Source organism: Microbacterium sp. Root1433D1, from assembly GCF_001426835.1.
Taxonomy (GTDB): Bacteria; Actinomycetota; Actinomycetes; order Actinomycetales; family Microbacteriaceae; genus Microbacterium; species Microbacterium maritypicum.
Genome location: NZ_LMFN01000003.1, coordinates 218,790 through 245,210, shown reverse-complemented (window position 1 = coordinate 245,210; position 26,421 = coordinate 218,790). Strand labels below are relative to the sequence as shown.

General features: G+C 68.8%; 23 protein-coding genes. 6 read left to right on the top strand and 17 right to left on the bottom strand.

The features are described from left to right. Nucleotides 1-64: 64 nt before the first annotated feature. From ASD13_RS12225 to ASD13_RS12215, 3 genes are all read right to left on the bottom strand, one after another. The gene (locus ASD13_RS12225) at nucleotides 65-1,441 is read right to left on the bottom strand and encodes an HNH endonuclease signature motif containing protein (RefSeq protein ID WP_055869500.1); all 1,377 of its coding nucleotides are present in this window, start codon (nucleotides 1,439-1,441) and stop codon (nucleotides 65-67) included. Nucleotides 1,442-1,648: 207 nt separating this feature from the next. Further along, nucleotides 1,649-2,812, bottom strand: coding sequence for an acyl-CoA dehydrogenase family protein (locus ASD13_RS12220; protein WP_055869497.1), 1,164 nt, complete (start codon nucleotides 2,810-2,812; stop codon nucleotides 1,649-1,651). Nucleotides 2,813-2,964: 152 nt separating this feature from the next. Beyond that, complete coding sequence (locus ASD13_RS12215; protein WP_055869494.1) at nucleotides 2,965-3,894, bottom strand: M15 family metallopeptidase; 930 nt, start codon at nucleotides 3,892-3,894, stop codon at nucleotides 2,965-2,967. Nucleotides 3,895-3,968: 74 nt separating this feature from the next. Here ASD13_RS12215 and ASD13_RS12210 point away from each other — a divergent pair, with 74 nt between their 5' ends. Both ASD13_RS12210 and ASD13_RS12205 read left to right on the top strand, forming a co-directional pair. Continuing rightward, entirely contained in the window at nucleotides 3,969-5,060 is a 1,092-nt protein-coding gene (locus tag ASD13_RS12210) for an Rv2578c family radical SAM protein (protein ID WP_055869491.1), read from the top strand. A 46-nt stretch (nucleotides 5,061-5,106) separates the two neighbouring features. Next, nucleotides 5,107-5,646, top strand: a complete 540-nt coding sequence (locus tag ASD13_RS12205; protein WP_055869487.1) for a YaeQ family protein — start codon at nucleotides 5,107-5,109, stop codon at nucleotides 5,644-5,646. Between the two features lie 60 nt (nucleotides 5,647-5,706). On the opposite strand, the gene ASD13_RS12200 is transcribed toward ASD13_RS12205, so the two are convergent. Next, nucleotides 5,707-7,983: a DEAD/DEAH box helicase gene (locus ASD13_RS12200; protein WP_055869485.1), complete on the bottom strand. Its 2,277-nt coding sequence runs from the start codon at nucleotides 7,981-7,983 to the stop codon at nucleotides 5,707-5,709. Between the two features lie 281 nt (nucleotides 7,984-8,264). On the opposite strand from ASD13_RS12200, the gene ASD13_RS12195 reads away from it, so the two are divergent. Continuing rightward, on the top strand, nucleotides 8,265-9,161 hold the full coding sequence (locus tag ASD13_RS12195; RefSeq protein ID WP_055869482.1) for an aldose 1-epimerase family protein: 897 nt from the start codon (nucleotides 8,265-8,267) through the stop codon (nucleotides 9,159-9,161). 144 nt (nucleotides 9,162-9,305) lie between these two features. Here the strand turns inward: ASD13_RS12195 and ASD13_RS12190 are convergent, their stop codons facing one another. The 10 genes from ASD13_RS12190 to ASD13_RS12145 all read right to left on the bottom strand — a co-directional run bounded on the left by ASD13_RS12190 (nucleotide 9,306) and on the right by ASD13_RS12145 (nucleotide 20,422). Next, nucleotides 9,306-12,518, bottom strand: coding sequence for an efflux RND transporter permease subunit (locus tag ASD13_RS12190; protein WP_055869480.1), 3,213 nt, complete (start codon nucleotides 12,516-12,518; stop codon nucleotides 9,306-9,308). A 16-nt stretch (nucleotides 12,519-12,534) separates the two neighbouring features. Further along, a complete protein-coding gene (locus tag ASD13_RS12185; protein ID WP_055869476.1) occupies nucleotides 12,535-13,122 on the bottom strand; it encodes a TetR/AcrR family transcriptional regulator in 588 nt (195 codons plus the stop codon). Nucleotides 13,123-13,234: 112 nt separating this feature from the next. Continuing rightward, nucleotides 13,235-14,200 carry a DMT family transporter gene (locus ASD13_RS12180; protein ID WP_055869473.1) on the bottom strand — a complete coding sequence of 322 codons (966 nt, stop codon included), beginning with the start codon at nucleotides 14,198-14,200 and terminating at the stop codon, nucleotides 13,235-13,237. Further along, the gene (locus ASD13_RS12175; protein ID WP_200935183.1) at nucleotides 14,197-15,378 is read right to left on the bottom strand and encodes a Gfo/Idh/MocA family protein; all 1,182 of its coding nucleotides are present in this window, start codon (nucleotides 15,376-15,378) and stop codon (nucleotides 14,197-14,199) included. The genes ASD13_RS12180 and ASD13_RS12175 overlap by 4 nt, the downstream gene beginning before the upstream one ends. A 40-nt stretch (nucleotides 15,379-15,418) precedes the next feature. Further along, nucleotides 15,419-16,477, bottom strand: a complete 1,059-nt coding sequence (locus tag ASD13_RS12170; RefSeq protein WP_055869471.1) for a LacI family DNA-binding transcriptional regulator — start codon at nucleotides 16,475-16,477, stop codon at nucleotides 15,419-15,421. A 3-nt stretch (nucleotides 16,478-16,480) separates the two neighbouring features. Next, a complete protein-coding gene (locus tag ASD13_RS12165; protein WP_017831365.1) occupies nucleotides 16,481-17,362 on the bottom strand; it encodes a carbohydrate ABC transporter permease in 882 nt (293 codons plus the stop codon). Then, nucleotides 17,355-18,314, bottom strand: a complete 960-nt coding sequence (locus ASD13_RS12160) for a carbohydrate ABC transporter permease (protein WP_055869469.1) — start codon at nucleotides 18,312-18,314, stop codon at nucleotides 17,355-17,357. Before ASD13_RS12160 ends, ASD13_RS12165 begins: the two co-directional genes overlap by 8 nt. Before the next feature lie 4 nt (nucleotides 18,315-18,318). Then, nucleotides 18,319-19,584 (bottom strand): ABC transporter substrate-binding protein, encoded by a 1,266-nt coding sequence (locus ASD13_RS12155; protein ID WP_055869465.1) that lies wholly within the window; start codon nucleotides 19,582-19,584, stop codon nucleotides 18,319-18,321. A gap of 107 nt (nucleotides 19,585-19,691) precedes the next feature. After that, nucleotides 19,692-20,051, bottom strand: a complete 360-nt coding sequence (locus ASD13_RS12150) for a fluoride efflux transporter FluC (protein WP_055869463.1) — start codon at nucleotides 20,049-20,051, stop codon at nucleotides 19,692-19,694. Then, nucleotides 20,048-20,422: a fluoride efflux transporter FluC gene (locus ASD13_RS12145; RefSeq protein WP_235562575.1), complete on the bottom strand. Its 375-nt coding sequence runs from the start codon at nucleotides 20,420-20,422 to the stop codon at nucleotides 20,048-20,050. The genes ASD13_RS12150 and ASD13_RS12145 overlap by 4 nt, the downstream gene beginning before the upstream one ends. A gap of 87 nt (nucleotides 20,423-20,509) precedes the next feature. Here ASD13_RS12145 and ASD13_RS12140 point away from each other — a divergent pair, with 87 nt between their 5' ends. Next, nucleotides 20,510-22,036 carry an FAD-dependent oxidoreductase gene (locus ASD13_RS12140; RefSeq protein ID WP_055869461.1) on the top strand — a complete coding sequence of 509 codons (1,527 nt, stop codon included), beginning with the start codon at nucleotides 20,510-20,512 and terminating at the stop codon, nucleotides 22,034-22,036. Here the strand turns inward: ASD13_RS12140 and ASD13_RS12135 are convergent. The 3 genes from ASD13_RS12135 to ASD13_RS12125 form a co-directional block, all read right to left on the bottom strand. Continuing rightward, nucleotides 22,005-22,844 (bottom strand): nitroreductase family protein, encoded by an 840-nt coding sequence (locus tag ASD13_RS12135; protein WP_055869458.1) that lies wholly within the window; start codon nucleotides 22,842-22,844, stop codon nucleotides 22,005-22,007. The two genes, ASD13_RS12140 and ASD13_RS12135, sit on opposite strands and share 32 nt — an antisense overlap. Nucleotides 22,845-22,849: 5 nt before the next feature. Next, nucleotides 22,850-23,221, bottom strand: a complete 372-nt coding sequence (locus ASD13_RS12130) for a hypothetical protein (RefSeq protein WP_055869455.1) — start codon at nucleotides 23,219-23,221, stop codon at nucleotides 22,850-22,852. Nucleotides 23,222-23,363: 142 nt separating this feature from the next. Next, the gene (locus tag ASD13_RS12125; protein WP_055869453.1) at nucleotides 23,364-24,161 is read right to left on the bottom strand and encodes a MerR family transcriptional regulator; all 798 of its coding nucleotides are present in this window, start codon (nucleotides 24,159-24,161) and stop codon (nucleotides 23,364-23,366) included. Between the two features lie 170 nt (nucleotides 24,162-24,331). Here ASD13_RS12125 and ASD13_RS12120 point away from each other — a divergent pair, with 170 nt between their 5' ends. After that, nucleotides 24,332-24,805, top strand: coding sequence for a hypothetical protein (locus tag ASD13_RS12120; protein WP_055869451.1), 474 nt, complete (start codon nucleotides 24,332-24,334; stop codon nucleotides 24,803-24,805). Nucleotides 24,806-24,900: 95 nt separating this feature from the next. After that, a complete protein-coding gene (locus tag ASD13_RS12115) occupies nucleotides 24,901-26,421 on the top strand; it encodes a hypothetical protein (RefSeq protein WP_157535631.1) in 1,521 nt (506 codons plus the stop codon).

Below are 26,421 nucleotides of genomic sequence, written 5' to 3'. Positions count from 1 at the left end.
TCGTCCGGCTTCGAAGCCGTCAGGCCGCGACGTCAAGCAGCACCGTCGTCAAGCAGCGCCGTCGTCAGGCCGCGATGTCGAAGCGTGCGCGGCCTCCGAGCCTCGGGGTTCGCGCAGAGTCGACGTATCGCGGCGGAATGAACCACACCCGCGCCTCCGCACCGCTCCCGCTCCCGCTCCCGCTCCCGCTCCCGCTCCCGGCAGTATCGATGCGGATCTGCCACCCGTTGTCGTGGATGCGATGGTGACACGTTTCGCACAGCAGCACTCCGTTGGAGAGATCGGTCGGCCCGTGGTCTCGTCTCCACCATCGAATGTGATGCGCCTTCGTCATCTCCGGCGGCAACCCGCACATCGCGCATCCCCCATCACGCTCTACCAGCGCCAGCCGTTGCGCCCGGGTGAACAACCGCTTCTCCCGTCCCCAATCGAGAATCTCGCTGTCTCCGCCGAGCACACACGGGATCACGCCGCCCCCGGCCGCCATCCGCCGCGCGGCCCCGACGCTGACCGGCTGATCGACCCCGTCCACGGTCGCCGACCCCGTGCCGGCCTCCAGATCGTCGAGGTTCATCCGCACGATCACCGTCGCACCGGCGACCGGCACCCGCTGCTCACACCCGAGCACGTGCGCGCAGAACACCGCGAGGGCATCGGCCTGGATCATCGGCACCGTCCGCCGATCCGCATCGGGCGCTTCCGCATCGGGCGCGTCTTTCCGCGCGGCGAACACGGCGGTCACGTAGCCCCGGATCGCGGTGACGACCGGCGCCGCGGTCTCGACATCGAGCACGGCGTTCAGATGCACCATTCCCTCACGCTCGAACAGTGTCAGCGCGCGCCTGCCGCGGCGCTCTTCCTCACGAGGCTCCAGACCATCCGGATCGAGCCATGCTTCTGCACGGACCACGAGCTTGCGCACATCGTCGAGTGCCAGACCTGCCGCCTTCTCCGCCAGCATGCGCTCGGCTTCGACGACACGCTCCACCCCCGTGGCGATCCGACAACGATCGAGCAACCCGATGATCATCGCGGCGGCGGGAGCACCGAGCGCCCCCGAATCCAGCGCCTCGCTCACCAGCGGATACTTCGCCGGCAGACGCGCACCCAGAAGGTCGCTCCGGGGTGCCGTCGCCTCTCCCACCTTGACGAGGCGCGACGCATCACCGGTCGACACCCCCGTGGCTGCCGCGATCAACGTCGCCGGGTTGCGGTAGCCCTGCTGCTTGGCCAGGCTCTCCGCCCCGAGCTCTGGACGTGACTCGCGGGAGATGCACGCCGCCACCGACACATGCACGGCATCCAACCGACGCCGCAACACCCCGATAGACGCGCTCACCTCGATCAGCTGCTCGCGGGACAGCTCTCCGGAGTCACCGGCATCTGACCACGCCTCATCGAGGCGTGACATCGCCTCGTGCAACGCGGTCAATTTCGACATACTCGATTCTACCGCGAACCGTCTCGACATTCGAATTTATGTTCTATTGAATACCGGTGCGACCGGCATGTCGTGAAGACCGAGAACCGAGTCAGCCGCCAGGAGTGCGTCGCTCCGAATGCCTGGTGGCACCGAGGTCCGGCGATCGACCAGGGACAGGAAGAGGCCCCGGATGTCGCATCCGGGGCCTCTTCTGCGCAGGTGACGTCAGCGCTTGCCGACGATCTGACGGCCGACGAGATCGCGCATGATCTCGTTCGTGCCGCCGTAGATGCGGTGCACGCGAGCATCGGTGAAAGCGCGGGCGATCGGGTACTCCATGATGTAGCCGTAACCGCCGTGCAGCTGCACGCCCGTGTCGAGCACCTCCCACTCGCGCTCGGTAGCCCAGAACTTGACCTTCGCGGCATCCTCGGCGGTGAGCGTGCTGTTCTTGTAGGCGAGCAACGCGCGGTCGATGTACGCCCACATCGCGTCCGTGGTCGCGGCCATGTCGGCGAGCCGGAAGCGGGTGTTCTGGAAGTCGGCGATGCGCTCGCCGAACGCCTCGCGGTCCTTCGTGTAGGCGACGGTCCAGTCGAGGGCGGCCTGCGCGGCTGCGGCTGCGGCGACGCCGATCGAGAGACGCTCAAGCGGCAGGTTTAGCATCAGCTGGATGAACCCCTGACCCTCCTTGCCGCTGATGAGGTTCTCGTCAGGGACGAACACGTCGGTGAAGCTGAGCTCGGCCGTGTCCCAGCCGTGGAAGCCCATCTTGCTGAGCTTCTTGCCCTGGTCGAAGCCCTCCATGCCCTTCTCCACGAGCAGCAGGCTGAAGGCGTCGGGACGGTTGCCCTCACCGGTCTTGACGAAGGTCACGACGACGTCGGCCGTCGTACCGGAGGAGATGAACGTCTTCGCACCGTTGAGGATGTAGCCGCCGTCGACCTTCTTGGCGTTGGTCTTGATGCCACGCAGATCCGAACCCGCACCCGGGTCGGTCATGGCGAGCGCGCCGAGCACCTCGCCCGTGGCCATGCGGGGAAGCCACTTCTCCTTCTGCGCCTGCGTTCCCATGTGCACGAGGTAGGGCACGGCCAGGTCGTCCTGGATGCCGAAGGCACCGGCCAGCGAACCCGCGCCGGAGGCGATGACCTCCTCCATCACGATCGTGCGGAAGCGGTAGTCCTGCAGCATGCCGGCGCCACCGAACTCCTCCGGGACCGACAGGCCGATCAGACCCGCCTCTCCGGCGGCCAGCATCGTCGCCCGGTCGATCTCCCCCGCGGCGTCCCACCGCTCGATCGCCTCGTTGGTCACGTGGCGCTTGACGAAGTCCTTGACCAGGTCCCGGAATGCCTCGTGATCCTCGTCGTAGATGTCGCGTTCCATGCCGTCCTCCTGAACGTCTCATGCATCGTTGCTCCGGCGATTCTACGTCGCACGACCAGTCCAGGACAGGACGTTGTGAGAATGCATCCCATAAAACGTGACACTGGGTACCGCGGTTGTCGGATGCCGCAACCGTGGCGTTCCGCGCCGATTCAGTGCGCGTAGTCGGGGGCGGCCGGCAGCGCGAAGAACTCCTCGAGCGTGTGGAACCCACCCTCGTGATAGGCGGCGGCGAGGTCGACGCCGACATAGCGGACGTGCCACGGCTCCGGCGCATACCCCGTGACCGGGGTGCCGACCTGCTCGTAGCGCACGATGAATCCGTACTCCCAGGCGTGCGCCGCGACCCAGTCGCTCTGCGCCGTGGCGCCGAAACCATCGAGGCCGCCGCAGCCCGTCCCGCACGCGACCACGTCGAGCGCGAGACCCGTCTGGTGCTCACTGTGTCCCGGACGCGCCGAGCCGGCATCCGCCTCGGCCTGGCCCTGCGATCGCACGTGCGAGCCGTAGGTCGTCACCTGGAGACCGTACGAGCGGTATCCGTTGTTCGCGCCGATCCGCCCGACACCGGCAGCGACCGCCGCATCCGCCATCTCGCCGACGGCAGCGGCCACGTCGGTGCGCACGCGCCCGGACGGCGTCGTCATCTGCAGCGGCACCGAGGCGAGGTCCGTCGGCTCGTACTCTGGCGGGTTCAGCGGCGACGACTTGTTCACCACGACCCACAGCCGCGCCGGATCACTGAGCGAGATGCAGGGAGCGTTGCCCGCGACGACGGCCTCGCGGAAGGCCGCGCCACCCCCGAACGCCGCGATCGTCGCCGCGTCATCGCCGTTCGCGATCGCCTGCTGCACCGAGGAGTCTGCGCAGGGGTCGGCCGCCGTGGTCGCGGCGACCTTGACCGGCGGGACCTGCATGACCGCGACCGGCACCGGCATCGAGTCGGCGCCGGAGGACGGCACCGGACCGGAACCGATCGACAACAGGACCCCGATCGCGGTCACAGCGACACCGATCGGCAATGCAGGTCCGCGGATCGGGGACCGCGGTGCCGCATGCTGAGGGTGCGGCAGGAAGGGCATTGATCCATCCTCTCATTCGAAGATAAGTTGCAGAGTCGCTTGCGTTAACATCGTCTTTCTGTTCGAATTGTCGAATGAGGTGGCAGGGACAGAAGCTCGGAGAGACGGATGCGGCGGCGCTGCCCGGCCTCGAAGACCGATCGAGCGTCCTGCGCTCCGTCACGACTCCCGAGTTCGCCGGGATGACGTTCCACGAGGTGCTGTCGAAGTCGGCGCTGAATCATGTGCCCGGCGCCTCGCGCATGCCCTTCGCCTGGACGATCAATCCCTATCGGGGGTGTTCGCATGCCTGCGTTTATTGCTTCGCCCGCGGAACCCACGAGTACCTCGACCTCGACGGCGGGGCCGACTTCGACTCGCAGATCGTCGTCAAGGTCAACGTGGTGGAGGTGCTCGAGAAGGAGCTGCGGCGCGGCAGTTGGGAGCACGAGACCGTCGCCCTCGGCACCAACACCGACCCGTACCAGCGGGCCGAGGGCAGGTACAAGCTCATGCCTGGCATCATCGAGACCCTCGCCGCGTCCGGCACCCCGATCTCGATCCTCACGAAGGGGACGCTGATCCGCCGGGACATCCCGCTGCTCGTGAAGGCCGCGAAGCGGGTGCCGATCGATGTGCAGATGTCGATCGCGATGTACGACGACGACCTGCAGAAGGCGATCGAGCCCGGGGCTCCGACGACTCAGGCGCGACTCGACACCGTGCGGGCGCTGGCGGATGCCGGGTTCCCGGTGACCGTGTTCCTCATGCCGATCATGCCGCACATGACCGACTCGCTCGCCGCGATCGACAGTGCCCTCGTGCGCATCAAGGAGGCCGGGGCGCGCGCCGTCATCTACGGAGCCCTGCACCTTCGTCCGGGAGTGAAGCCGTGGTTCTTCGAGTGGCTCGGCGAGGCGCGGCCCGACCTGGTGTCGTCTTACCGCGGGCTGTACCCGGGAGCGTCGGCCGAGGCCCCGAAGGGGTACCGACAGTGGCTCGCCAAGCGCACCCGTCCGTTGATCCGCATGCACGGCCTCGACGGCCGCCACGAAGACGACTACTCCCGCCGCGGGTTCCGCCCGGGGCAGGGCCACGTGCAGACGACGGTGTCGACCGCCGCGACGGTGCGCTTCACGCCCAGCGCACGATCCGAGGCGTCACCCGCGCAGCCGATGCTCTTCTGACCCGACGGTCAAGCGCGCATCCCGCAGCCGCGTAGGCTCGGGGATCATGGCGATCGGTTCCACAGTCCACACATTCGAGGTGCAGCTCGCTGACACCGATCGCGGCGTCTACGAGGACTACTCGCTGCGCGTGGCGCGGCATCCGTCCGAGACCGATGCCTACATGCTCACGCGTGTGCTGGCCTACGGGCTCGAGTTCGCCGAGGGCATCGCCTTCGGCGGCAGCATCTCCTCGACCGAGGAACCGGCTGTGCTCGTGCGCGACCTCACCGGCCTCATCGCCGCCTGGGTCGAGATCGGTGCGCCCGACGCCGAACGCCTGCACTACGGCAGCAGGCTCGCCGAGCGCACCGTGGTCTACACCCACCGCGACCCCGCCAAGGTGATGGCACCGTGGACGGACAAGCGCATCCACCGCCGCGAGGACATCCGCGTCTACAGCTTCGACCCCGGCTTCATCGACAGCGCGGCCGGGCTGATCGAGCGCCGCAACACCATGACCCTCACCGTGACCGAGAGCGTGATCTACCTCGACCTCAACGGCACGAACCTCACCTCCGCCGTGCACGTGCACGAGCTCTCCTGACCGCGCACACGCGAAAGGCCCCGCCCCGCGGAAGCGGGACAGGGCCTTCGGAGAGATGACTCAGGCGGTCAGGTCGGCCGCGGTCGGCACGCGACCGGCGATCTCCTCGATCACGTCGTCGTCGAGACGGGCGTTCTCGAACGGCGCGTCGATCTCGGCGCGGTCGAGCAGCTCGGTCATGCGACGCTGGCGCTGACGCGTGATCAGCGTGACGACACGGCCCGAACGACCCGCGCGACCGGTGCGACCCGAGCGGTGCAGGTACGTCTTGTACTCGTCCGGCGCATCGGCCTGGACGACCAGGTCGATGTCGTCGACGTGGATGCCGCGGGCGGCGACGTCGGTGGCGACGAGCACGTTCACCCGACCAGAGGTCAGACGCTCCAGGTTGCGCGTGCGCTTGGCCTGGTTCAGGTCGCCGTGCAGCGAGACGGCCGGGATGCCGGCGTCGTCGAACTGCTCGGCGAGCATGTCTGCGTAGGCGCGGGTGCGGGCGAAGACCAGCGTCTTGCCATCGCGGTCGACGAGCGAGGTGAGGATGTCGGCCTTGTCGCGGTGCTCGATCACGAGCACGCGGTGCTCGATCGTGCTGGAGTCCTGGTCCTCTCCCGCGACCTCGTACACGGCCGGGTCGACGAGGAACTCGTCGACGAGAGCCGCGACCTCACGGTCGAGCGTGGCCGAGAACAGCAGCTTCTGGCTGCCGTCGGCGGTGTGACGCAGAATGCGCTGCACCGGCTCGACGAACCCGAGCTCGCACATGTGGTCGGCCTCGTCGAGCACCGCGATGCGGCAGTCCGAGAGGTCGAGCTTGCCCTGGTTGATGAGGTCCTCGACACGACCGGGGGTGCCGATCACGATGTCGACGCCCTTCTTGAGCGCGCCCACCTGGCGGCCCTGCGGCACACCACCGTAGATCTGCGTGGTGAACAGGCCGACGCTGCGGGCGATCGGCTGGATCGTGCGGTCGATCTGCAGCGCGAGCTCGCGCGTCGGAGCGAGGATGATCGCACGCGGCGACCGTCCGAACTCACGGCGCTTGCCGGCCTGCGACTGCAGCACGCGCTCGACGAGCGGAGCACCGAAGGCGATGGTCTTGCCGGAGCCGGTGCGGCCGCGGGCGAGGACGTCACGCCCTGCGAGCACGGCCGGGATGCTGGCGGCCTGGATCGGGAACGGCGTGGCCGCACCCATACCGACGAGGGTCTCGACGATGTTCGATCCGAGTCCGAGGTCGCCGAAGGTCACACCATCGACCTCGACGGCCGCGACGGACTTCGCCTCGAGGCGCTCGTGCACGACGTCGTCGCCCGGTGCGAACTTCGCTCCGGTCGAGGCCGGACGGCTGGTGGCGTTCCAGTCGTTGCGGCTCGGACGCTCGTTGCGCGCCGGACGCCCCCGGGTGTCGGAGGTCAGCGGGCGCGGGCGCTCGGTGCGGTAGGCGCCGCCGGTCGACGGACGCGAACGCTCGTCGCGGCCACCCTCGTACGAACGCTGCGTGCGGTCGCGGTCGAAGGCACGGCGTGCGCGGTCGGCGTCGAAAGAGCGCTCAGGGCGCGCGGCGCCACGGTCGTTCGACCGGGTCCGGTCGCCGGCACGGTCGTCGCGACGCGGACGCTCGTCGCGGTCGAACCGCGGACGCTCGGCACCGCGGTCGTTGTCGAACCGGGGGCGATCTCCACCGCGGTCGTTGGCGAACCGGGGACGCTCGGCGCCACGTCGATCGTCGCGACCCGGACGCCCACCATCGCGGTGGTCGTTGTCGCGGAAGCCCTGACGCTGGGTGCCGGCACCGCGGTCGTCACGACGCGCGCGGTCATCGCGGTCGAACCGGGGGCGGTCGCCGCCGCGCTCGTCGCGGTAGGTGCCGGGTCCGGTCGGACGCTGTCCGCCGCGATCGTCCCGACGCGGGCGGTCGGCGAAGCGTCCGCCGGCGGTGGGCCGGTCGTTGAAGCGGGGGCGCTCGGAGCGCTCGTCGTTGCGGTGGTGCGGGGCCTCACGACGCCCGGACTCCGCGCGGTTGCGGATGCCGCGGGCCTCGTCGCGGCCGGCGCGCTCAGACGCACCCCAGCGCTGCTTGGGCGCACCCGACTCGGCTTCGGCCGGACGGTAGCCGCGGTGGCCGGCGCTGCGGCTGCCGGGGCGACGGTCGTAACCGCCTGCGGCAGGAGCGGTGCGGCGATCGCCAGCATCCGCTCGTCCACCGCGCTCATCGCGCGCACCGTCACGGGCGGGGCCGCCGTTGTGACGATCGTGGAAGGAGGTCTTCTTCGCGCCGTAGCGCGGCTCGAAGTTCGCGGACGGGCGTCCGCCGCGGGGCTTCTTGTTCTTCGGCATTGCGTGTCTTTCTGTGTTCTCGCACGAGAACAGCGCCGCGCGCACGCGCGAGCACCCTGCGCCTGGTCGAACTCGACCAGCGGGGTTCCGGACTGTCAGCGGCCGGGGCCATTCATGTGATGGTTGATTAGCGTCGAGCGACGCTCACCATCGGCCCCTGGACTCACACTTCACACACATAAAACGTCCGCGCCAACGCGCGGGTGTCCGAAGCCGACCGGTCAAGTGTAGCCGACGCGCCTGAGAGACTGCCGACCCGATGGTGGCCGTACGATGACGAGGTGAGTACCGCTTCCCCCACCGGCGCCCAGATCACCCTCCGACTCGGCGAGGTGGACGCGCAGATCGCTCAGGTCGGCGCATCCCTGCGTTCGCTGCGCATCGGCGGTGTCGACCTCGTGCCGCCGTACCCGTACGACCTGCCCACCCCGGCCTGCTCCGGCGTGGTCCTCACCCCCTGGCCGAACCGGGTGCGAGACGGGGAGTGGGACGACGAGGGCACCACGCGACGGCTCGCGATCACGGAGCCGAAGCTGCGCAACGCGAGCCACGGCCTGCTGCGATTCACGGCCTACGAGGTCGCGCACACCGACAGCGAAGCCGTGCTGCGGGCGAACATCGTCCCCCAGACCGGGTACCCGTACCTGATCGAGACGACCGCGACGTACGCCCTCACCACCGACGGCATCGAGGTGACGCACACGCTCACCAACCGCTCGAGCACGCCGGCGCCGGTCGCCCTCGGCACGCATCCGTTCGTGACGATCGGCGACGTCGATCCGCACGACCTCGTGCTGCGGGTGCCCGCGGAGACGGCGTTCGAGACCGACGAGCGGATGCTCCCCACCGGCACCCGACCGGTCGGACCCGAGCTGCGCGAAGGTGTGCGCCTGGGGGATGTCACCCTCGACACCGGATTCACCGATCTCGCACGCGACCCCGACGGGCGCGTGCGCCACTCGCTCACCGCGCCGGACGGTCGTCGCGTCACGCTCTGGCAGGGCGAGGGCTTCGACTACGCGCAGGTGTACACGACGCCCGCCTATCCCGGGCAGAGCCTCGCGGTCGCGATCGAGCCGATGACCGCGCCCGCCGATGCGTTCAACAGCGGCCTCGGCATCCGTCGCCTCTCCCCCGACGAGACCTGGACCCTGCACTGGGGCATCGCGCTGTCCTGAGCCCGGCCGTTTGCGCTGTGGGCGGCTCGTTGCGGGGCCGCAGCAGTGAGCACCTCCTCGACGATCACGTGGAAAGGCCCCGAATCACGCATCTGGATGCGGATCCGGGGCCTTTCTGCGGAGGTGATCACCACCCGAGCGCGGCTACTCCCCGCGCTCGCGCAGTTCGCGGCGGGTGAGCTGCGATGCGTGCGGCAGGCCGGAGGCGTCGATCAGCACCGGCTGCCCCGACGCCGCAGCGGCACCGGACTCATCAGGCCCGACCGGAGCATCCGGCGTCGGGGTCCCGCCGGCACCCGCTCCACCGGCCTTGCGAGCCGCACGCCGCTCCTTGGCGCCCTCGACGAGGTTGTAGAGCGTCGGCAGCACGATCAGCGTCAGCACGGTCGACGAGATCAGACCGCCGATCACGACGATCGCGAGCGGCTGCGAGATGAACCCGCCGTGCCCCGTGATGCCCAGAGCCATCGGGGTCAGGGCGAGGATCGTCGCGAGCGCGGTCATCAGGATCGGCCGCAGACGCTTCTCGCCTCCGGCCTTGACCGCCTCGATGGTCGACAGACCCTTCTCCCGATACTGGTTCACGAGGTCGACGAGCACGATCGCGTTCGTCACCACGATGCCGATGAGCATCAGCACACCGATCAGCGACGCGACGCCGAGCGGTACGCCCGTGAGGATCTGCAGCAGGATCGCACCCGTCGCCGCGAACGGCACCGACACGAGCAGCAGCAGCGGCTGACGCAACGACTTGAACGTCGCGACCATGACCACGTAGACGATCAGGATCGCCGCGAGCATGGCGAGGCCCAGCTGCGAGAACGAGTCGGCCTGCTGCGAGGCGACACCGCCGACCTCGGCGGAGGCTCCGTCGGGCAGGTCGACCGCCGCGAGCGCCTCGTTCACCGACTGCGTGGCGGTGGCGAGGTTGTCGGATGCCGGGGGCACGGTGATCGTCGCCGTCCGACGGCCCTGCTCGGTGGTGATCGAGGTGGGTCCGTTCTGCTGCTCGACGGTGGCGATGTCCTGCAGCTGCACGATGCCGGCGGGGGTCGGGATCGCGAGCGTCCTGAGCGCCTCGACCGTGGTCGGCGGGTTCGGGGTGACGATGTAGACCGTGAGGGCGGTGTCGTCGATCTCGACGGATCCCGCCTGCTGCGGGCGCATGGTGCCCGACACGATGCCTCCGACGGCGACCTCGGAGAGTCCGCGCTGTGCGGCGGCCTCCCGGTTGACCACGACGGCGATGTACGGCAGCGACGCGGCGAGGTTGTCGCTCACCTGGCCGACGCCGTCGCGCCCGTCGAGCTCTTCGACCAGCGTGGTCGTCGCGGTCTGGAGGTCGTCGGAGTTCGAGGCGCTGACCGTGATCTCGATGTCGCTCGATCCGAAGCCGGCCGATGCCGAGACGGCCACGTCGCCCACGTCGTCGCCGAGTCCGTCGATCGCATCCTGCACGTCGGCGCGGAGCTTCTCCTGGTCGGCATCCGAGTCGGTCAACACCGAGTAGGTGACACCCGCACCGCCGGAGAAGGCATCGCTGAGCGCCGAGCCGCTGGTGCCGATCGAGGCCTGCACATGCTCGATGCCGTCGATGTCGAGGAGGGCATCCTCGACCGCGACCGCGGCATCCGACTTCGCCTGCAGGCTCGCCGACGGGCCGAGGTCCTGCGTGATGGTCATGGTGTTCTGACCGGAGTCGCCGAGGAAGTTGACCTTCATCAGCGGCGCAGCGGCCAGGGTGGCGCCGAGCACGACGACCGCGAGGATCACGGTGATGCCGGAGTGCTTCAGCGTCCAGCCCAGGATCGGGCGGTACTGGCGCTGCAGCCAGGTCGGCGGGGCGTCGGGGTGCTCGGGGTCGATCGCGTCGCCGTGCTCGTCGAGCAGCGGCTTGCCGGGCTTGAGGAACCAGTATGCGAGGACCGGCACGATCGTGAGTGCGACCAGGAGCGACGCGACCATCGCGATCGTCACGGTCATCGCGAACGGACGGAACAGCTCGCCGACCATGTCGCCGACGAAGACGATCGGCAGGAACACCGCGACCGTCGTGATGGTGGATGCGGTGATCGCCATGGCGACCTCGCGCACCGCGAGACGGATCGCATCGCCCTTGTCGGCATCGCCGACGTAGTGGCGTTTGATGTTCTCGATCACGACGATGGAGTCGTCGACCACTCGACCGATCGCGATCGTGAGCGCGCCGAGCGTGAGCACGTTCAGCGAGTAGCCGAACGCCTGCAACCCGATGAACGTGATGAGCACGCTGGTCGGGATCGAGATCGCGGTGACGAGCGTCGACCGGACCGACAGCAGGAACACGAGGATCACGAGCACCGCGAAGACCAGGCCGAGAAGACCCTCGGTGGCGAGCGTCTCGATCGACTGCACGATGAACGGCGCCTGGTCGAAGATCACCGTGAACTGGGCGTCGGGGAAGGCCTCGCCGATCGTGTCGAGCGCGGCGATCACGCCGTTGGACACCTCGACCGTGTTCGCCGCGGGGAGCTTGGTGATCGAGATCGAGAGCGCGTCCTTGCCGTCCACGCGCGAGATGGAGGTGACGGGGTCGGACTCCTGCACGACCGACGCCACATCGCCGATCGTGGCATCGGTGCCGACCAGCGGAAGCGCGGCGATCTCCTCGACCGAGGTGATCTTCGCCCCGGTCTGGACGGTGAGCGTCTGCCCGTTCTCGGTGATGTCACCGCCGGGGAAGAGCGTGCCGTTCTGCTTCAGGGCATCGCTGATCGCCGTGGTGCTCGTGCCGACGGCGGCGAGCTGCGCGACGTCGGGGGTGATGCTGATGCGCTGCCCGACCCCGCCGACGATCTCTGCGGCGTTGACGCCGTCGACGTCTTCGAGTTCGGGGATCGCGACGGACTCGAGCTCGGCCTGGGCGTTCTCGGCATCCTCGAAACCCGTGACGGCGACCTGAATCACCGGGAAGTCGTCGATCGAGACCGAGAGCACCTGGGGGCTCACGTCCTCCGGCAGCTGCGAGGAGATGCGGTTGATCGCCTGCTGGATCTTCTGCTCGGCCGTGGCGAGGTTCGTGCCGTAGGCGAACATCGCCTGCACGATCGACGCGTTGGTGGTGCTGGTCGCCGTGGTCGATTCCAGACCGGGCACGCCCTGGATCGCCGCTTCGACCGGCGTGGACACGTCGTTCTCCACCACCTCGGGCGATGCGCCGGGGTAGGTCGTCATGACCACGAGCGCCGGCAGCTCGAGCGAGGGGATGAGCTCCTGCTTGAGGTTCGTGAGCGCGAGCCCGCCGAACACCGCCGCGACGATGGTGATGAGGGCGATGAGCGCGCGGTTCTTCAGGCTCAGGATGGCGAGTTTCGACAAGGCGGTTTCCTCGGTGTCAGGGGGTGGCTGTCGCTGCGGAAGGGGTGGAGACGGCGTCTCCGAGGATCCGCGCCAGTGCGGACTCGATGAAGGACTGGGCGAGGCGATCGTCGCGGATCTGCATGCTCCACATGACGCCGTCGATGAAGATCATCGCCGCTCTGGCGCGTTCTTCGCCGTAGGTCGGCGCGAGCAGTTCGACGAGGCGGTTCGACAGGTGTCGCGCGAGTTCACGAAGGCGAGGGTCGTGCACGGCTGCCGTGACCACGGCGCGGTCGGCCTGGACGGCGTGGTGGTCGTCCATGCTCTCGAACACGAGAGCGGCGATCACCTCGGGGCTGTCGCCGCGCTCGGCGAGAGTCTGACGGACACCGTCGAGACGCGCGTCGACCTCTTCGGCGAGCGCGCGGAAGGCCGCGGACCTGAGGTCGTCGAGGGTGTCGAAGTACTGGGTCGTCGCCCCGAGGGGCACCCCGGCGCGCGCGGCGACCATGCGGTGCGTTACGGCCTCTGCGCCCACCTCGACGATGAGCTCTGCGGCAGCGGTGACGATCTCGAGACGGCGCGCTTCAGGGTCACGTCGACGACGCGCACCATGCTTCATCCCGCCCCCTTGGACATCCGTACATGTACGTTTGTACATTTTCGGATTGTGAGGATGCTGGGAGAAAGCGGGCGCGCTCGCGACGGCGACCGCTGCGGGGCCCGAGACCCGGTCAGTTCGGCCGACTCTCCGCATCCGTGCGTACCCGGCGGAACCTCATCCGGATGACGACGAACAGTCCCGCGAGGGTGAGCGCGACGCCGAAGATCTGGATCGCCCCCGGCGGAGCGGCGAGACCGAGCAACACCGATGCGATGCCCACCAGTGGCGGCACCGCAAGCCCGAGCAGGGCGACGTATGAAGGGCCGGCGGTGAGGATGATGCGATGCTGCACGAGATACGCGGGAACGTAGATGCCGAGTCCGAGCACGGCCAGCACGGCGATGCTGACCGGCTCGATCATTCCGCCGAGTCCCACCTCGATGACGGCCCACACCAGCAGGGGCACGCTCCCGAGGGCGAACACTGGGAGGATGCGCGCAGTGATCGCGCCGGCGCGGTCCCGGTTCACGTGCGCGAAGAGCAGCCCGTAGACCGACATCGACACCATCGCGCCGAGGGCGGCAAGGATACCCCCGACGACGTCCGCCTCCGCTGCGCCGTCGATCCTAGGGACGATGTACAGCAGGGCGCCGGTGACCGCGACGATGGTCGCCGCGAGCACGAGCGGATGCACACGGGCGCGCGCAAGAGCGCTCTCGAGCAGCAGCACGACTACGGGCGAGAGCGCCAGGACGAGGCTCGGGATCGCCGGGCCCGCGAGAGCGATCGCGAGGGTCGAGAGCATCGTGTAGCCGGCGACACCCGTGACGGCGAGGGCGGCGAGTTCCCCACCGGAATAACGCGGAGCCGTCGCCGGCGAAGGCGGACGCGCCAGAGTCGCCACCGCCACGAGGCCGAGCACGGCGAACCCGGTGCGACCCGCCGACACCACGGCGACCCCTGCCCCCTGCAAGGCGACCCCTGCGATCACCCAGGTCGCGGCGAGCAGCACCACGAGCGCCACCGATTCGAGTGCGAGCCGCACGCGATCGGTGCTCGACGAGACCGACCGCATGGCGACCCGCGCTGCGCTCATACCAGAGCGGCCTCGACCTGGCCCCGCTCGAAGTAGGCGACGAGCTCGGGATCCAGCGGCGGGATCTCGATCGCCGAGCCGTCACCTCGCAACGACGCGGTGGCGAGGATGCCCGCGGCCACTGCCTCGCGCGCGGCGACGGGAGAGGTCTCGGTCAGACCCCCGTGGCGGACGAACCGCAGGAACTCGGCGACGAGCAGCGCGTCGGCGCCGTCGTGACCCGCATCCGGCACCTCGGGGACGATGAAGGTCTCGTCGGCGTCGGCCGCGCCGGCATGCCGCCGATTCCACAGCTTGACCTCGCTGCCGGCCACATCGCCGAAGTTCTCGATGCGCCCCTCGGTGCCGATCACGGTGTAGTTGCGCCAGTAGTCGGGGGTGAAGTGGCACTGCTGGTACGACGCGAAGATGCCGCCCTCCAGCTGCATGTTCACCATCGAGATGTCTTCGACGTCGACCACGGGGTGGAGCCCCGTGAGCGCGGTGGGCGGCCAGTTGTCCATGCTGAACCAGTCCGGCATCCGCTCCCCCGCCCTGTCGCGGCGGTCGGTGATGTCACCGTAGACGCTCAGCGCCCCCATCGCGGAGACCCGCTCGCTGTAGGCGCCGGCGAGCCAGTGGATGATGTCGATGTCGTGGGCGCCCTTCTGCAACAGCAGTCCGGTGGTGCGGCGGCGGTCGGCGTGCCAGTCCTTGAAGTAGAAGTCGCCGCCGTGGCCGACGAAGTGCCGCACCCACACGGCCTTGACCTGGCCGATGCGGCCGCTCTGGATCAGCCCGCGCATGAGGGTGATGACGGGCATGTGCCGCATGTTGTGGCCGATGTAGAGACCAGTGCCGGTGCGGCGTGCGGTCTCGAGCATCGCATCGGCGTCGGCGAGGTCGATCGCGAGGGGCTTTTCGCAGAACACCGGCACTCCGGCTTCGAGGGCTCGGATGCTGAGGGCTGCGTGCGTGTCGTCGGGTGTGAGCACCATGACGGCGTCGACGCCCGAGGCCAGCAGCTCGTCGAGGGAGTCGGTGATGAGGGCGTCCGGCACGAGGGCGCGAGCGTCCTCGCGAGCGCGCGGGGCGAGGTCGCACACGGCGCTGATTCGTGACCCCTGCCCCGGACGATGCACCTCTTCCTGGAGGGTCGAGCGCGCGCCGAAGCCGATGATGCCGATCTGGAGATCCACGATGGTCCTTCTGTGTGATGAGTCTGTGCGGATGCCGAGGTCAGCGGGCCCGCGGTGCGGGGGCGTCGAGGTCGGTCGATCCGCCGGGGAAGAGCGTCCACGCGAAGTCGTGCAGACGCCCGGGTGCGGAGTCGCTCTCGAGGGCACGGTCGACGATGATGCGCGCCTGCCTCTCGTAGAAGTCGGTCGGACCGACGGTCGTGAGCGTGGGCGCGATCAGGCGGGCGTCGGGGGTGTTGCCGACACCCACCACTGCGACGTCGTGCGGCACCCGGAGCCCGAGCATGTGCGCGGCGTTGATCGCGGCGATCGCGGCGAAGTCGGTCGTGGCGTAGACCGCGTGCGGCCGGTTCTCGCCCGACAGCAGCTCGACCGCGGCGGTGAAGGCGCTCGCCTGGGTGTCGGCGTACGTCACCGTCCAGGCAGGGTCAGGCTCGATGCCGGCAGAGGCCAGCTTCTGGAGGTACGGCGTGTAGCGGGTGACCTGCTCACCGGCGAGGCGCACCGCTCCCTCCGCGGCGATGCATCCGATCGCGGTGTGCCTCTCCAGCAGGTGATCCATCGCGATCTCGCACCCCGGGATCGCGTCGGAGCGGATCACGTCGAATCCGTCCGGCTCGAGATGCTCCGAGAACACCACGAGGCGCTGTCCGCGACGCACGAGGTCGGCGAGGTTCTGCCGCGCCTGGTCGTCGAGTCCCACGCCGTCGAGGTAGGCCACGTCGCTCTCGACCCGGTCGAGCGCGGCGTGCCAATCGCCGTCGGCGAGGATCAGCGTGGTGAGCCCGTGCCTGTTGGCCTCGGCGTTCACCGCGTCGGCCACGGCCAGCGACCACGGGTCGCTGAGCATGTGCAGCGACAGCTGCACCATGCCGCTGCGTCCGGTGCGGATCGCCCGCGCCGCGCTGTTCGGCCGGTAGTTCAGCTCGTCGGCGGCCGCCAGCACACGTGCGGCGGTGGCCTCGGCCACACCGGCGCCAGATGCGGCACCCGCCCGTCCGGAGAACACGTACGACACGGTCGCTGTCGACACGCCGGCCCGTTCGGCGACCATGCGCAGGGTCGGACGCCGGGGCGCCTGGTGCTCGCTCTTCGCCATGTCTCAGCCCTTCGATCCGCTGAAGGCGATGCCCTGGATGAACTGCCGCTGCAGGACCATGAAGGTCACGAGCATCGGCAGGGTCGCCAGCAGCGCGCCCGCCATCAGCACCGGGTAGTCGGTGCCGTGGATGCCGACCAGCTGCGAGAGCCCGACCGACAGCGGCATCTTCGCGGGGTCGGTCGTCACGATCAACGGCCAGAGCAGATCGTTCCAGGACCACAGCACGGTGAACACCACAAGTGCGATGATGCCAGGCTTCGCCAGCGGAACCATGATCCGCCAGAAGGTCTGCCACGGATTGGCTCCGTCGATGCGGGCGGCCTCCTCGAGCTCGGCGGGCATCGACAGGAAGAACTGCCGCATCAGGAAGGTGCCGAAAGCACTGAAGATGCCGGGCACGATGAGCGCCTGCAGGGTGTTGAGCCAGCCGAGTGCCTGGATGATCTCGTACTGCGGCAGCAGGTAGAGCTGCGAGGGCACCATGAGCACCGAAAGGAACACCACGAACAGCGCGTTGCGTCCCGGGAAGGGGATGCGCGCGAACGCGTAGCCCGCCATGGTGCACAGCACCACCTGGCCGACCGTGCGCCCCACGGTGAGCCACACCGAGTTCAGGAACATCTGCCCGAACGGCATCGAGTCGAACACCTCGGCGAAGTTGGTGAACACCCATTCGCGCGGCAGGAACGACGGCGGCACCTGCACCGAGTCGGACAGCGTCTTGAACGAGGTCAGCAGCTGCCAGACGAAGGGGAAGACCATCAGCACCGCACCGAGGATGAGCACGAGGTGCACGATCCAGATGCCGCGGTTCTTCGGCGTCCCGGAGCGGCCGGCGGAGGCGCCGACCACGGCGCGCGTGTCGAGCGAGACGTCACTCATAGTGCACCCACTTCTTCTGCAGACGGAACTGCACGATCGTGAGGATCAGGATGATCACGAGCAGCAGGAAGGCCACGGCGGCCGCGTAGCCGCGGTCGTTGTCGAGGAAGCCCGCCTCGTAGAAGAGGTAGACGACCGTGCGGGTGTTCGGCATCGCGGGGTTGCTGCGTCCGAGCATCATGTAGATGAGGTCGAACACCTGCAGCGCCCCGATCACGCTGATCACGCTGACGAAGAAGATCGACGGCGACAGCAGCGGGATCGTGATGGAGAAGAACTTGCGCACGGGGCCCGCGCCGTCGAGGTCGGCGGCCTCCATGATCGTGTCAGGGATGCCCTGGAGACCGGCGAGGAAGATGACGATGTTGGTCCCGAGTCCCGCCCAGATGCCGACGACGGCGATCGCGACCAACGCGGTGTTCGGGTCGGTGAGCCAGCTGCGCCCCTCGATGCCGACCGCGCCGAGCGCGGCGTTGAGCACCCCGTAGTCGCCGTTGTAGATCATGCGCCAGACCAGAGCGATGGCGGCCGGCATGGTGACGACGGGGATGAAGTACAGCGTGCGGTAGGCGCTGCGACCCTTGAGCCCCGCCGTGTTCAGCAGAGCGGCGATCCCGACCGCGAGCGGGATGCCGATGAGGGCGATGATCGTGTAGATCGCGGTGTTGCGAAGGGCTCCGATGAGCTCGGGGTCCTGGAACAGGCGCGTGTAGTTCTCGATGCCCACCCACTCGGATCCGCCGAACGGGCCCGACTTCGTGAACGAGATGATGAGCGTGCGGACGGTCGGCCAGAGATAGAACACGGTGATGCCCAGTGCGGTCGGCCCGAGGAAGACCAGCGCCCACCAGGGCGAGGCTCCCGGGCTCCGCCGGCGGCGGCGGATGCCGGAGCCCTGCGGCTGCGGCATCCGCTGCGCCGTCTCGACCGCACGCGGTGCGATGACGGTCATGCGGTCACTCCTGCTCGGCGTCCAGTGCCGCCTGCATCTGGTCGGCGAGGTCCTGGAGGCCCTCCTTCGGGGTCACCGCTCCCGACCACACCTGCGAGAGCACCTCGCTCTCGATGCTCGTCCAGGCGGAGGTGTTCTTCGACACCGGGTACGGCACGGCGTTGTCGAGGGCGTCGATGTAGACCTGCAGGTCGTACTGCGGCAGGGCGTCGACCCATGCCTGCTGCATTCCCGTGAATGCGGGGATCACGGTGCCGGTCTCGGCCTGGATCTTCGCGGCCTGCTCTCCGGAGGCGAACTCCGCGAACGCCTTGGCCTCGGCCAGGTGCGCGCTCTTCGCATTCGCGACGTTGCCGACGCCGTGGATCACGCTCTGGTTGCCCTCGACCCCCGCCGGGAGCGGGGCGACGTCGACGATGTCGCCGATGTCGGCGTTGTCGGCGTAGGCGATCGCCGCCCACGACCCGTTCTGGAACATGGCGACCTTGCCGGAGAGGAAGAAGTCCTCGGGGTTGGTATCGGTCATCTGCTCCGCCGTGGGCGAGGACCCGGCGGCGATCAGATCGGTCCACAGCTCGATGCCCGCGAGCGCCTCCGGCGAGGCGTATCCGCTCTTCGTTCCGTCGGCCGAGATCACCTCACCACCGGCCTGCGCGATGGAGTTGTAGAAGTTCTCCTGGCCGTACTGGCTGGCCGCCACTCCGAACTGGCCCTTCGCGGGATCGGTGAGCTTCGCGGCAGCGGCGGTGAAGTCGTCCCACGTCCAGTCCGCCGACGGGTACTCGACGCCGGCGGCGTCGAACAGCGCCTTGTTGTACCAGAGGGCGACGGTGTCGAAGTCCCTCGGAGCGCCGTAGAGCTTGCCGTCGTAGGTGTAGAGGTCGATCAGGCCCTGCGGGTAGTCGGCGGCGTCGATCCCCCCGTCATCGAGCGGGGCGAGCTGACCGTTCGAGGCGTAGAGCGGGAAGTTCGGGCCGTTCATCCAGAAGACGTCCGCCGCCGAGCCGCCGGTCGCGGCCGTCTGCAGCTTGGTGAAGTACTCCTTGTACGGCGTGACCTGGACGTCGACCGTGACGTTCGGGTTCTCCTTCGTGAACGCCGCGGCGATGTCCTCCATCGCCGGCTTCTGGTTCTCGTCCCAGATGGCGTAGCTGAGGGTCACGTCGCCGGAGCCGCCGCCGCCCGTCGAGGCGGAGCAGGAGCTCAGGGCGAGGACGGCGACCGCTGATGCGGCGAGTGCGCCGAGAGCGCGGCTGGTCGTACGGGGCATCGGTGTCTCCTTCGACAGGTGCACGAGTGCGGGGGGGTGTTAATCGTTTAGCGTTAATCGATTAGCAAGGAGGATAACGCGACGGAACCGCCCGTCGCAACCCCGGATCAGAAGAGGGAGCCGAGAGCCAGGCCGAGGCCGGCCGCGAGCACGCCGAGCAGCAGCGTCCCGATCGCATTGAACGCGGATGCCCGGCGTTCGCCGTCACGCCACAGAGCGACCGTGTCGAGCATCGCCGTGCTGAACGTCGTGTAGCCGCCGAGCAGCCCCGCCCCGAGGAGGAAGGCGGCATCCGGCAGCGCGGCGGTCACGAGACCGAGCGCGAACGATCCCGAGATGTTCACCAGCAGGATGCCCCAGGGGAAGCGGCGTCCGGCCAGACGAGCGACCCCGAGGTCGACGAGATAGCGCAGCACCGCGCCGATCCCTCCGGCGAGCGCGGCACCGAGGAACAGCAGCGGACTCACGATGTCCTCCCGGTGTGGGGGCGACCGAGATGCAGCCCCAGTGCCGCCGCACCGAGACCGAGCACGAGGGTGCCCACGGCGTAGACGATGGCGAGGATCGGCGCGCTCGTCCACAGGTCGAGCGTGCCCGTCATGAAGGCGCTGTACGTCGTGAAGCCTCCGAGCACGCCGGTTCCGAGCATCAGCCGCAGGTCGGCCGATGCCGGAAGACGCGCGGCCAGCACGCCGATCAGCAGCGCCCCGACCACGTTCGCGATGAGCACCGCGACGGGGAATCCCCCGGTGTCCGGGAGCACGAGGCCCAGGCCGAGCCGCGCCGCCGTACCCATCGTGCCGCCGGCGGCGACGAGGAGGATGCGGCGGAAGTTCACGTCCGCCACTGTAGTCCCCGACTGGCAGTGCGCCGTTCGGATGTCAAGGCGGTGGATACCGGATCGCGAACAGCGTTGACTGACGACATGAATCCCCTGTGGAAGCTCGACCGGACACTGCCCGCCGGATCGCCCTTCGAGCCCGGAGCCCTGCACGACGTCGTGATCGTGGGCGCCGGGATCACCGGCCTCTCGACGGCGGTGATGCTCACCAGGGCCGGCCTCGATGTCGCGGTGATCGACGCGGGCGGCATCGCCCAGCTCGCGACGGGCGCGAACACGGGAAAGCTCTCCCTCTTGCAGGGCGCACAGCTCGCGACCATCCGACGGCACCACCCGGCAGCGCTCGTCCGCGCGTACGTCGACGCCAACCGCTCGGGGATGGAGTGGCTGCTCGCGTTCGCGGAACTCGCGGGAGTCCCCTTCACGCGCCACACCGATCACTCGTACGCCCAGGGGCCCGCCGGGATCGACACCGTCGACGAGCAGCATTCCGCCGCACGCGAGGCGGGCGTGCCGGCGAGGCTGCTGCCGTCCACCGCGCTCCCCGCGACGCCGTTCCCCGTGGCCGCCGCCGTGGCGCTCGACGATCAGGTCGCGATCGACCCCGTGGCCGTGTCGGTGGCCCTCGCCCAGGAGCTGCTCACCGCGGGCGGCACGCTCCACACCGGAGTCAGAGCGACGAGGACCAGGGCGCTGACCGGACGTGTCGACACCACGCAGGGCCCGCTCTTCGCCGACCACATCGTGCTCGCGACGGGCACCCCGATCACCGATCGCGGGCTGTACTTCGCCAAGACGCGAGGGCTCCGGTCCTATTGCGTGTCCTTCCGGGTGCCGGACGACCTCCCCGAGGGGATGTTCCTCTCCGTCGACGGACCGACGCGCTCCATCCGCCCGGTCACCGCAGCGGACGGCCCCGGCGGCGACGCGCGGCTCGTCGTGGGCGGCAACGGCCACCCGGTCGGTCGCTCGGACGGCGAGGCGGCAGCGGTGGAGGATCTCATCGCCTGGACGCAGCTGCACTTCCCCGGCGCCGAGGAGACCCATCGCTGGTCGGCGCAGGACTACGAGTCGCACGACCTCATCCCGTTCGTGGGGGCGATGCCCCGCGGCCTCGGTCGCATCCGCTTCGCGACGGGCTACGCCAAGTGGGGGCTCTCGAACGCTCCCGCCGCCGCGCAACGACTGACCTCCGAGATCCTCGGCACGCCCCGACGCGACCGCCCGAGCTGGATCACGACGATCGGCACGCGCCTGACGGTCCCCGCCGACATCCGTCGTGGGGCCGTGGAGGGCGGCAAGGTCGCCACGGCACTCGTCTCCGGTTGGGCGGATGCCGAAAGTCGCCGCACCCCCGTCCCCCAGCCCGCCGAGGGCGAGGGTGTGGTGGCGAATCGGGCCGGGCGCCCGGTCGCGGTCTCCACCGTGGACGGTGTGACCCGCGCCGTCAGCGGCGTGTGCCCGCACCTGGGCGGGGTGCTCGCCTGGAACGATGCGGAGTGCTCCTGGGACTGCCCGCTGCATGCCTCCCGCTTCGCTCCGGACGGCACGCGTCTGGAGGGTCCGGCGCTGCGGGACCTCACCCCGCTGTCGCCGACGGACCCGGAGTGATGTCGCCGGAGGGAGGGGCACCGTCCCACCCCTGCTGCGGCGTGTCGCCGTTCTCTCGGAACACGTACTGCGACACGAGCTTGCGCTGACTGCTCGACCAGTCGATGGCGGGTCGACGCTGCTCCGGCGGCAGGTAGCCCAGCCGATAGACGGCCATGAGCTCGAGGTCGTCCGGCACCCGCAGCAGCTGGACGATCTCCTCCCAGCGCCCCGGAACCTCCATCGGGAACGAGATGAACTGGATGCCCATGCCGAGCTCGACCGTGGTGAGCCAGACGTTCTCCATCGCCGCGCCCATGCTGAACACCGAGTAGAACGAGGAGAGCTGTCCCGGCCGGTACTCGCTGCGGTCGAGCATCACGCCCAGCAGCAGCGGTGATCCCTCGACGAGCTTCCGGTTCTCGGCGCCGAGGGTCTTCGGCACCCCGAAGGTGTTCATCAGCGTCTGCCCGCGCTTGGTGAACACCTGACTCGTGAACGGCCGAAGAGCGGCGGGCAGCTTGTCGAACAGCATGCCGCTGCGCTTCTCCTCCATCTCGGCCTGGCTGAAGCGGAAGTAGGGCTTGTAGCGCTCGAAGAACGTACCGTTCGACATCGCCTCGGTCATGCTCTCCCCCGAGATGCGGGCGATCTGCTCGATCGTGTCGCGACTCTCGATCACGACGAACCGCCAGGGCTGACTGTTCAGCTGCGAGGGGGCACGCCCTGCGGCCTCCAGGAGGATGCGCTGGTGATCCTCGGAGACGGGGTCGGGCAGGAAAGCGCCGTTCGTGGTCTTGCGGCGTCGGATGGCATCGAGCAGTTCCATGCGTTTCACTTCCGGTCGGCGGCGGATCGCGAGAGCACCAGCCCCGCGACGATGAAGGGAGCAGCGGCGAGCGCGACCAGCGGGTGCCGTCGGGTGTGAGTGCCGAGGTAGGGGATCGCCGCGAGGGGCACGGCCGCGGGCAGCAACGCGAGAGCGGCACGGCGCCCGGCGGTGCGGGGACCCCGCGACCAGCCCGCCACGAGGGCGGACACAGAGGTCGCGCACGTCGCGATGTACAGCGCGTGGTGCAGCCAGCGGAAGCGACGGGTGTCGATCAAGCGCAGGGCGACGGATGCTCCGAGCGCGACGTTCACGGCGTAGGCCGTGGCCGCAGCGATGAACAGTCCCGTCGATCCTGGGTCGTCGCGCCGTCTCATGGCATGACCCTACGCCCGGACCCGGGCCACGACCTCCCCCTTGCACCCGGGTGAGGCGGTCCGGTACGCGCTGTGCCCGGACGGAGAAGCCCCCTCGTGCGCGAGATCGCGCACGAGGGGGCCGCTGCCGTCGAGGCCGGAGCTACAGGTTGCCGTCCGCGTAGACCCGAAGCGCGTCGCGGACGAACTCGGCGCCGTGCGTGCCTCCGGATGATGTCGCGTAGTTCGCACCGAAGCGCGGGTCCGCGACGTACATCTCGCCGAGCCCGATCACGTACGCCTTGACGTCACCGCCGGGGGCGGCGGCGGGCGTGCCCGGGATACCCGTGAGCCACTCGACGTGACGCCGAGCGACCTCCTGGGCCGCGGGGGACGCCGGATCGATGCCGCTCTCCGCCGCGGCGATCCAGTCGCGCCCGAGGTCGGACACGCGCTGCTGCCAGTCGGTGCGCTCGGCGTCGGTCATCCCCCGCCACCAGCTGTCGCCGTCGGCGTACGCCTTCTCGCCCCAGCGCTCCTCGACCTCCTGCTTGTAGTGGGTGTGATCGAAGCCGTCGAACATGTTCTCTGCCATGAGGTTCTCACCTCCTCTCAATGCCGTGATGGTGGATTCGACCGACGCGATCTGCCGCGCCAGCCGGGTCTGCTCTTCGCGCAACAGCGCGAGATGGGTCTCGAGTGCCGTCGCCTCGCTGCCGGCGCCCTCGCCGACCGATGCCGCGCCGAGCACCTCCGCGATCTGCGGCAGTCCGAGTCCGAGCTCGCGCAGCAGCAGGATGCGCTGCAGACGCACGAGCGCCTGCCCGTCGTAGTGCCGGTAGCCGTTGTGGGCGATGCGCGACGGCGGCAGCAGACCGATGTCGTCGTAGTGCCGCAGCGTGCGGCTGGTGGTGCCGGCGAGGCGGGCGATCTCCTGGATCGACCAGTCCTCCTTCTCCATCGCTCCTCCTTCCTTCGTGCTCTGCGTGGTGTTGTCTTGAACTCTAGAAGTTGACGTTGCGTCAAGGTCAAGACGATCGCCGGATTCATGTCAAATTGATTGAAAATAAACAGGTCATTCTGTATGTTTCTGATCAGGCGTCACACGACGCCTCGACCGGAAGGAATTCAATGAAGAATCGATCCAAGGCCCTCACGGGGGCCGTACTGGCAGTGGGGCTCATCGTGGCCGGCGCCACCAGTGCACAGGCTTTCAGCGGCAGCCGCAGCGTCACCCTGCCGGGTACGAACATCAATCTTCAGGCGAACGCCTGGAGCCAGAGCGTGTTGAGCGGGGGTCGAGCCGACTTCGCCACGTCATCGAAGGCGACCGTCAACGGAAGCGCCAAGTCGGTTGCCACCATCAAGAACACCGCGACGATCGAGGCGCGAGGCGTCAATGCATCGATCTCGGTGCCGGGGGGAGTGAGCGTCGGGGGGTCGGCGTCCGCGAAGTCTCTGAGCTGGACGAACAACAACGCCTGGATCTCCGACCTCGGCGGCACGGCTTCGTACTCCGGGCTGACAGTCTCGGTGCACGCGAACAGCGCAGCTTTCGCGGTCCATCAGGGCGTGAAGAACTACGTCGACGTTTGGTCGTGGTAGACCTCACGCGTACGGTGGCCTCGGGTCAAGACCCGAGGCCACGACGCGCGGGGGCTGTCCCCGCGATCGTTGCTCTCACGGCGACACTGATCGGCTTGACCGGCTGCACATCTGCGGAGGACGAGCGGAGTGCCACGCAGGCCGATACATATGAGTACGTCGACCGCTTGAGAGGCGTCAATGACCTGGCGCACGCTTCGCTCGAGCTACCTGCAACTGCGACGCTCGCCGGGGTCGCAGCCATCTCCATGAGCCAACGGTACGTTGGGGCTGAGCCCGAGCCGATGGATGACGTCGAACTGAGGCGGCTCGCCGACCGCTCGCCAGAGGATGCTCCGGCGATCTTCTCCCAACTGTGCGAGATCTCATCCGGAGATTCCCGGAAGGCCCGCAGCGCTCTCTCGCCTGACGCCGCCGCCGCCCTCGACGCGCTCTCTGCGAAGGACCTACCGTCTATCGATGACGAGGACGCGGCCGTGTTGGCAGCCGACGTGTTGAGCGCAATGGCCTGTCGCGACGGAGTGGCCGCGGCCGCTGTGCCACACGACATCCGTGACAGACTGCAGCAATCCGTCGAGAGCTTTCCGTTGCCGTTCGTTTCATTGCAGCATCAGGGGCTCCTCGCGGAGTCCTCCTCGCCGACGGTGGCCCCCGAGGACATAGAGCAGCTTCAGTCAGAAATCGCGTCGGAAGGATGCACGCAGTGGCGACAGGCGTGGGCCACCGCCGCGTCACGAGCAGCGACGCTTCCCGACACGATCATGCAATGCGCGGAGAGCACGACGACGGAGTTGAACGACCCGACGGTGCTGTACTACTTCGTTTCCGCTCATATGCCGCGCGCCGTGCTGTCCGGCATTCTCGAGCACAACGCCGCTGCCGTGTCCGACTGGAGCCGCGTCGACGCGGTGTTCAGCACGGCGGCCGACGAGCCGACAGGACTGGGGACCGTCGCGGCGACTCGCGACGCGGTTACCCTCCTGAAGACGCGGGGGATCGATACGCCTCCGGATTGGATCGCGGAGGGTCTCGCAACGGCCTTGGAGGGCGACCCCCTGGCATGGTCCGACGCGGGCTCGGCCAGCGACATCCTGTATCTGTGCGAGTCCCTGGCCAGTGCATGCCCCGCGAGCGTGATCGAAGAGGTCCGCAGCACCGTGATGGCAAGCATCGAAGATCTGGGCATTCCGACACCCGGCGATGACCTGTCGACGGCGCGGATCCTCGAAGCGGCTGCCGTTGCCGAACTCGAACTTCCGGGCTGCACGCCCGAGACGGTGGACCAATGGGCCCAGGACGCTCCGTTGTCGCTCGCGATGCTCGCCATGTCTCAGAAGGAGTGCTGGGAGACTTTGTCCTTCTCCAAGCAGGACTATATCGACGACGCGTCCGCTGCCATGCAGACGACGGATTTCCAGTCGGCGGCCGGCTACGTGATCCTCCACGCGCTAGGCACCGATGGCAGCGGCGACAGCGAGATGCGCGACGCTGTGTCGGCGAGCCTCGACGGCCTTATCGCGTTGATCGATGAGTCAGAGGGGACCGGGTATGTCACCAAGGCGCGCCCACTGCCACTGGAGTTGCTCCGTGCACGAATTGAGAATTGGACCGAGTGA

What these genes read in the sequence shown, in the direction of transcription:
- ASD13_RS12130 (WP_055869455.1), bottom strand. Translation starts at nt 23,221, where the DNA reads ATGAGACGGCGCGACGACCCAGGATCGACGGGACTGTTCATCGCTGCG.
- ASD13_RS12220 (WP_055869497.1), bottom strand. Translation starts at nt 2,812, where the DNA reads ATGGAACGCGACATCTACGACGAGGATCACGAGGCATTCCGGGACCTG.
- ASD13_RS12185 (WP_055869476.1), bottom strand. Translation starts at nt 13,122, where the DNA reads ATGAAGCATGGTGCGCGTCGTCGACGTGACCCTGAAGCGCGCCGTCTC.
- ASD13_RS12125 (WP_055869453.1), bottom strand. Translation starts at nt 24,161, where the DNA reads ATGGAGAAGGAGGACTGGTCGATCCAGGAGATCGCCCGCCTCGCCGGC.
- ASD13_RS12160 (WP_055869469.1), bottom strand. Translation starts at nt 18,314, where the DNA reads ATGACCGTCATCGCACCGCGTGCGGTCGAGACGGCGCAGCGGATGCCG.
- ASD13_RS12140 (WP_055869461.1), top strand. Translation starts at nt 20,510, where the DNA reads ATGAATCCCCTGTGGAAGCTCGACCGGACACTGCCCGCCGGATCGCCC.
- ASD13_RS12170 (WP_055869471.1), bottom strand. Translation starts at nt 16,477, where the DNA reads ATGGCGAAGAGCGAGCACCAGGCGCCCCGGCGTCCGACCCTGCGCATG.
- ASD13_RS12155 (WP_055869465.1), bottom strand. Translation starts at nt 19,584, where the DNA reads ATGCCCCGTACGACCAGCCGCGCTCTCGGCGCACTCGCCGCATCAGCG.
- ASD13_RS12120 (WP_055869451.1), top strand. Translation starts at nt 24,332, where the DNA reads ATGAAGAATCGATCCAAGGCCCTCACGGGGGCCGTACTGGCAGTGGGG.
- ASD13_RS12135 (WP_055869458.1), bottom strand. Translation starts at nt 22,844, where the DNA reads ATGGAACTGCTCGATGCCATCCGACGCCGCAAGACCACGAACGGCGCT.
- ASD13_RS12200 (WP_055869485.1), bottom strand. Translation starts at nt 7,983, where the DNA reads ATGCCGAAGAACAAGAAGCCCCGCGGCGGACGCCCGTCCGCGAACTTC.
- ASD13_RS12210 (WP_055869491.1), top strand. Translation starts at nt 3,969, where the DNA reads ATGAGGTGGCAGGGACAGAAGCTCGGAGAGACGGATGCGGCGGCGCTG.
- ASD13_RS12205 (WP_055869487.1), top strand. Translation starts at nt 5,107, where the DNA reads ATGGCGATCGGTTCCACAGTCCACACATTCGAGGTGCAGCTCGCTGAC.
- ASD13_RS12180 (WP_055869473.1), bottom strand. Translation starts at nt 14,200, where the DNA reads ATGAGCGCAGCGCGGGTCGCCATGCGGTCGGTCTCGTCGAGCACCGAT.
- ASD13_RS12165 (WP_017831365.1), bottom strand. Translation starts at nt 17,362, where the DNA reads ATGAGTGACGTCTCGCTCGACACGCGCGCCGTGGTCGGCGCCTCCGCC.
- ASD13_RS12215 (WP_055869494.1), bottom strand. Translation starts at nt 3,894, where the DNA reads ATGCCCTTCCTGCCGCACCCTCAGCATGCGGCACCGCGGTCCCCGATC.
- ASD13_RS12225 (WP_055869500.1), bottom strand. Translation starts at nt 1,441, where the DNA reads ATGTCGAAATTGACCGCGTTGCACGAGGCGATGTCACGCCTCGATGAG.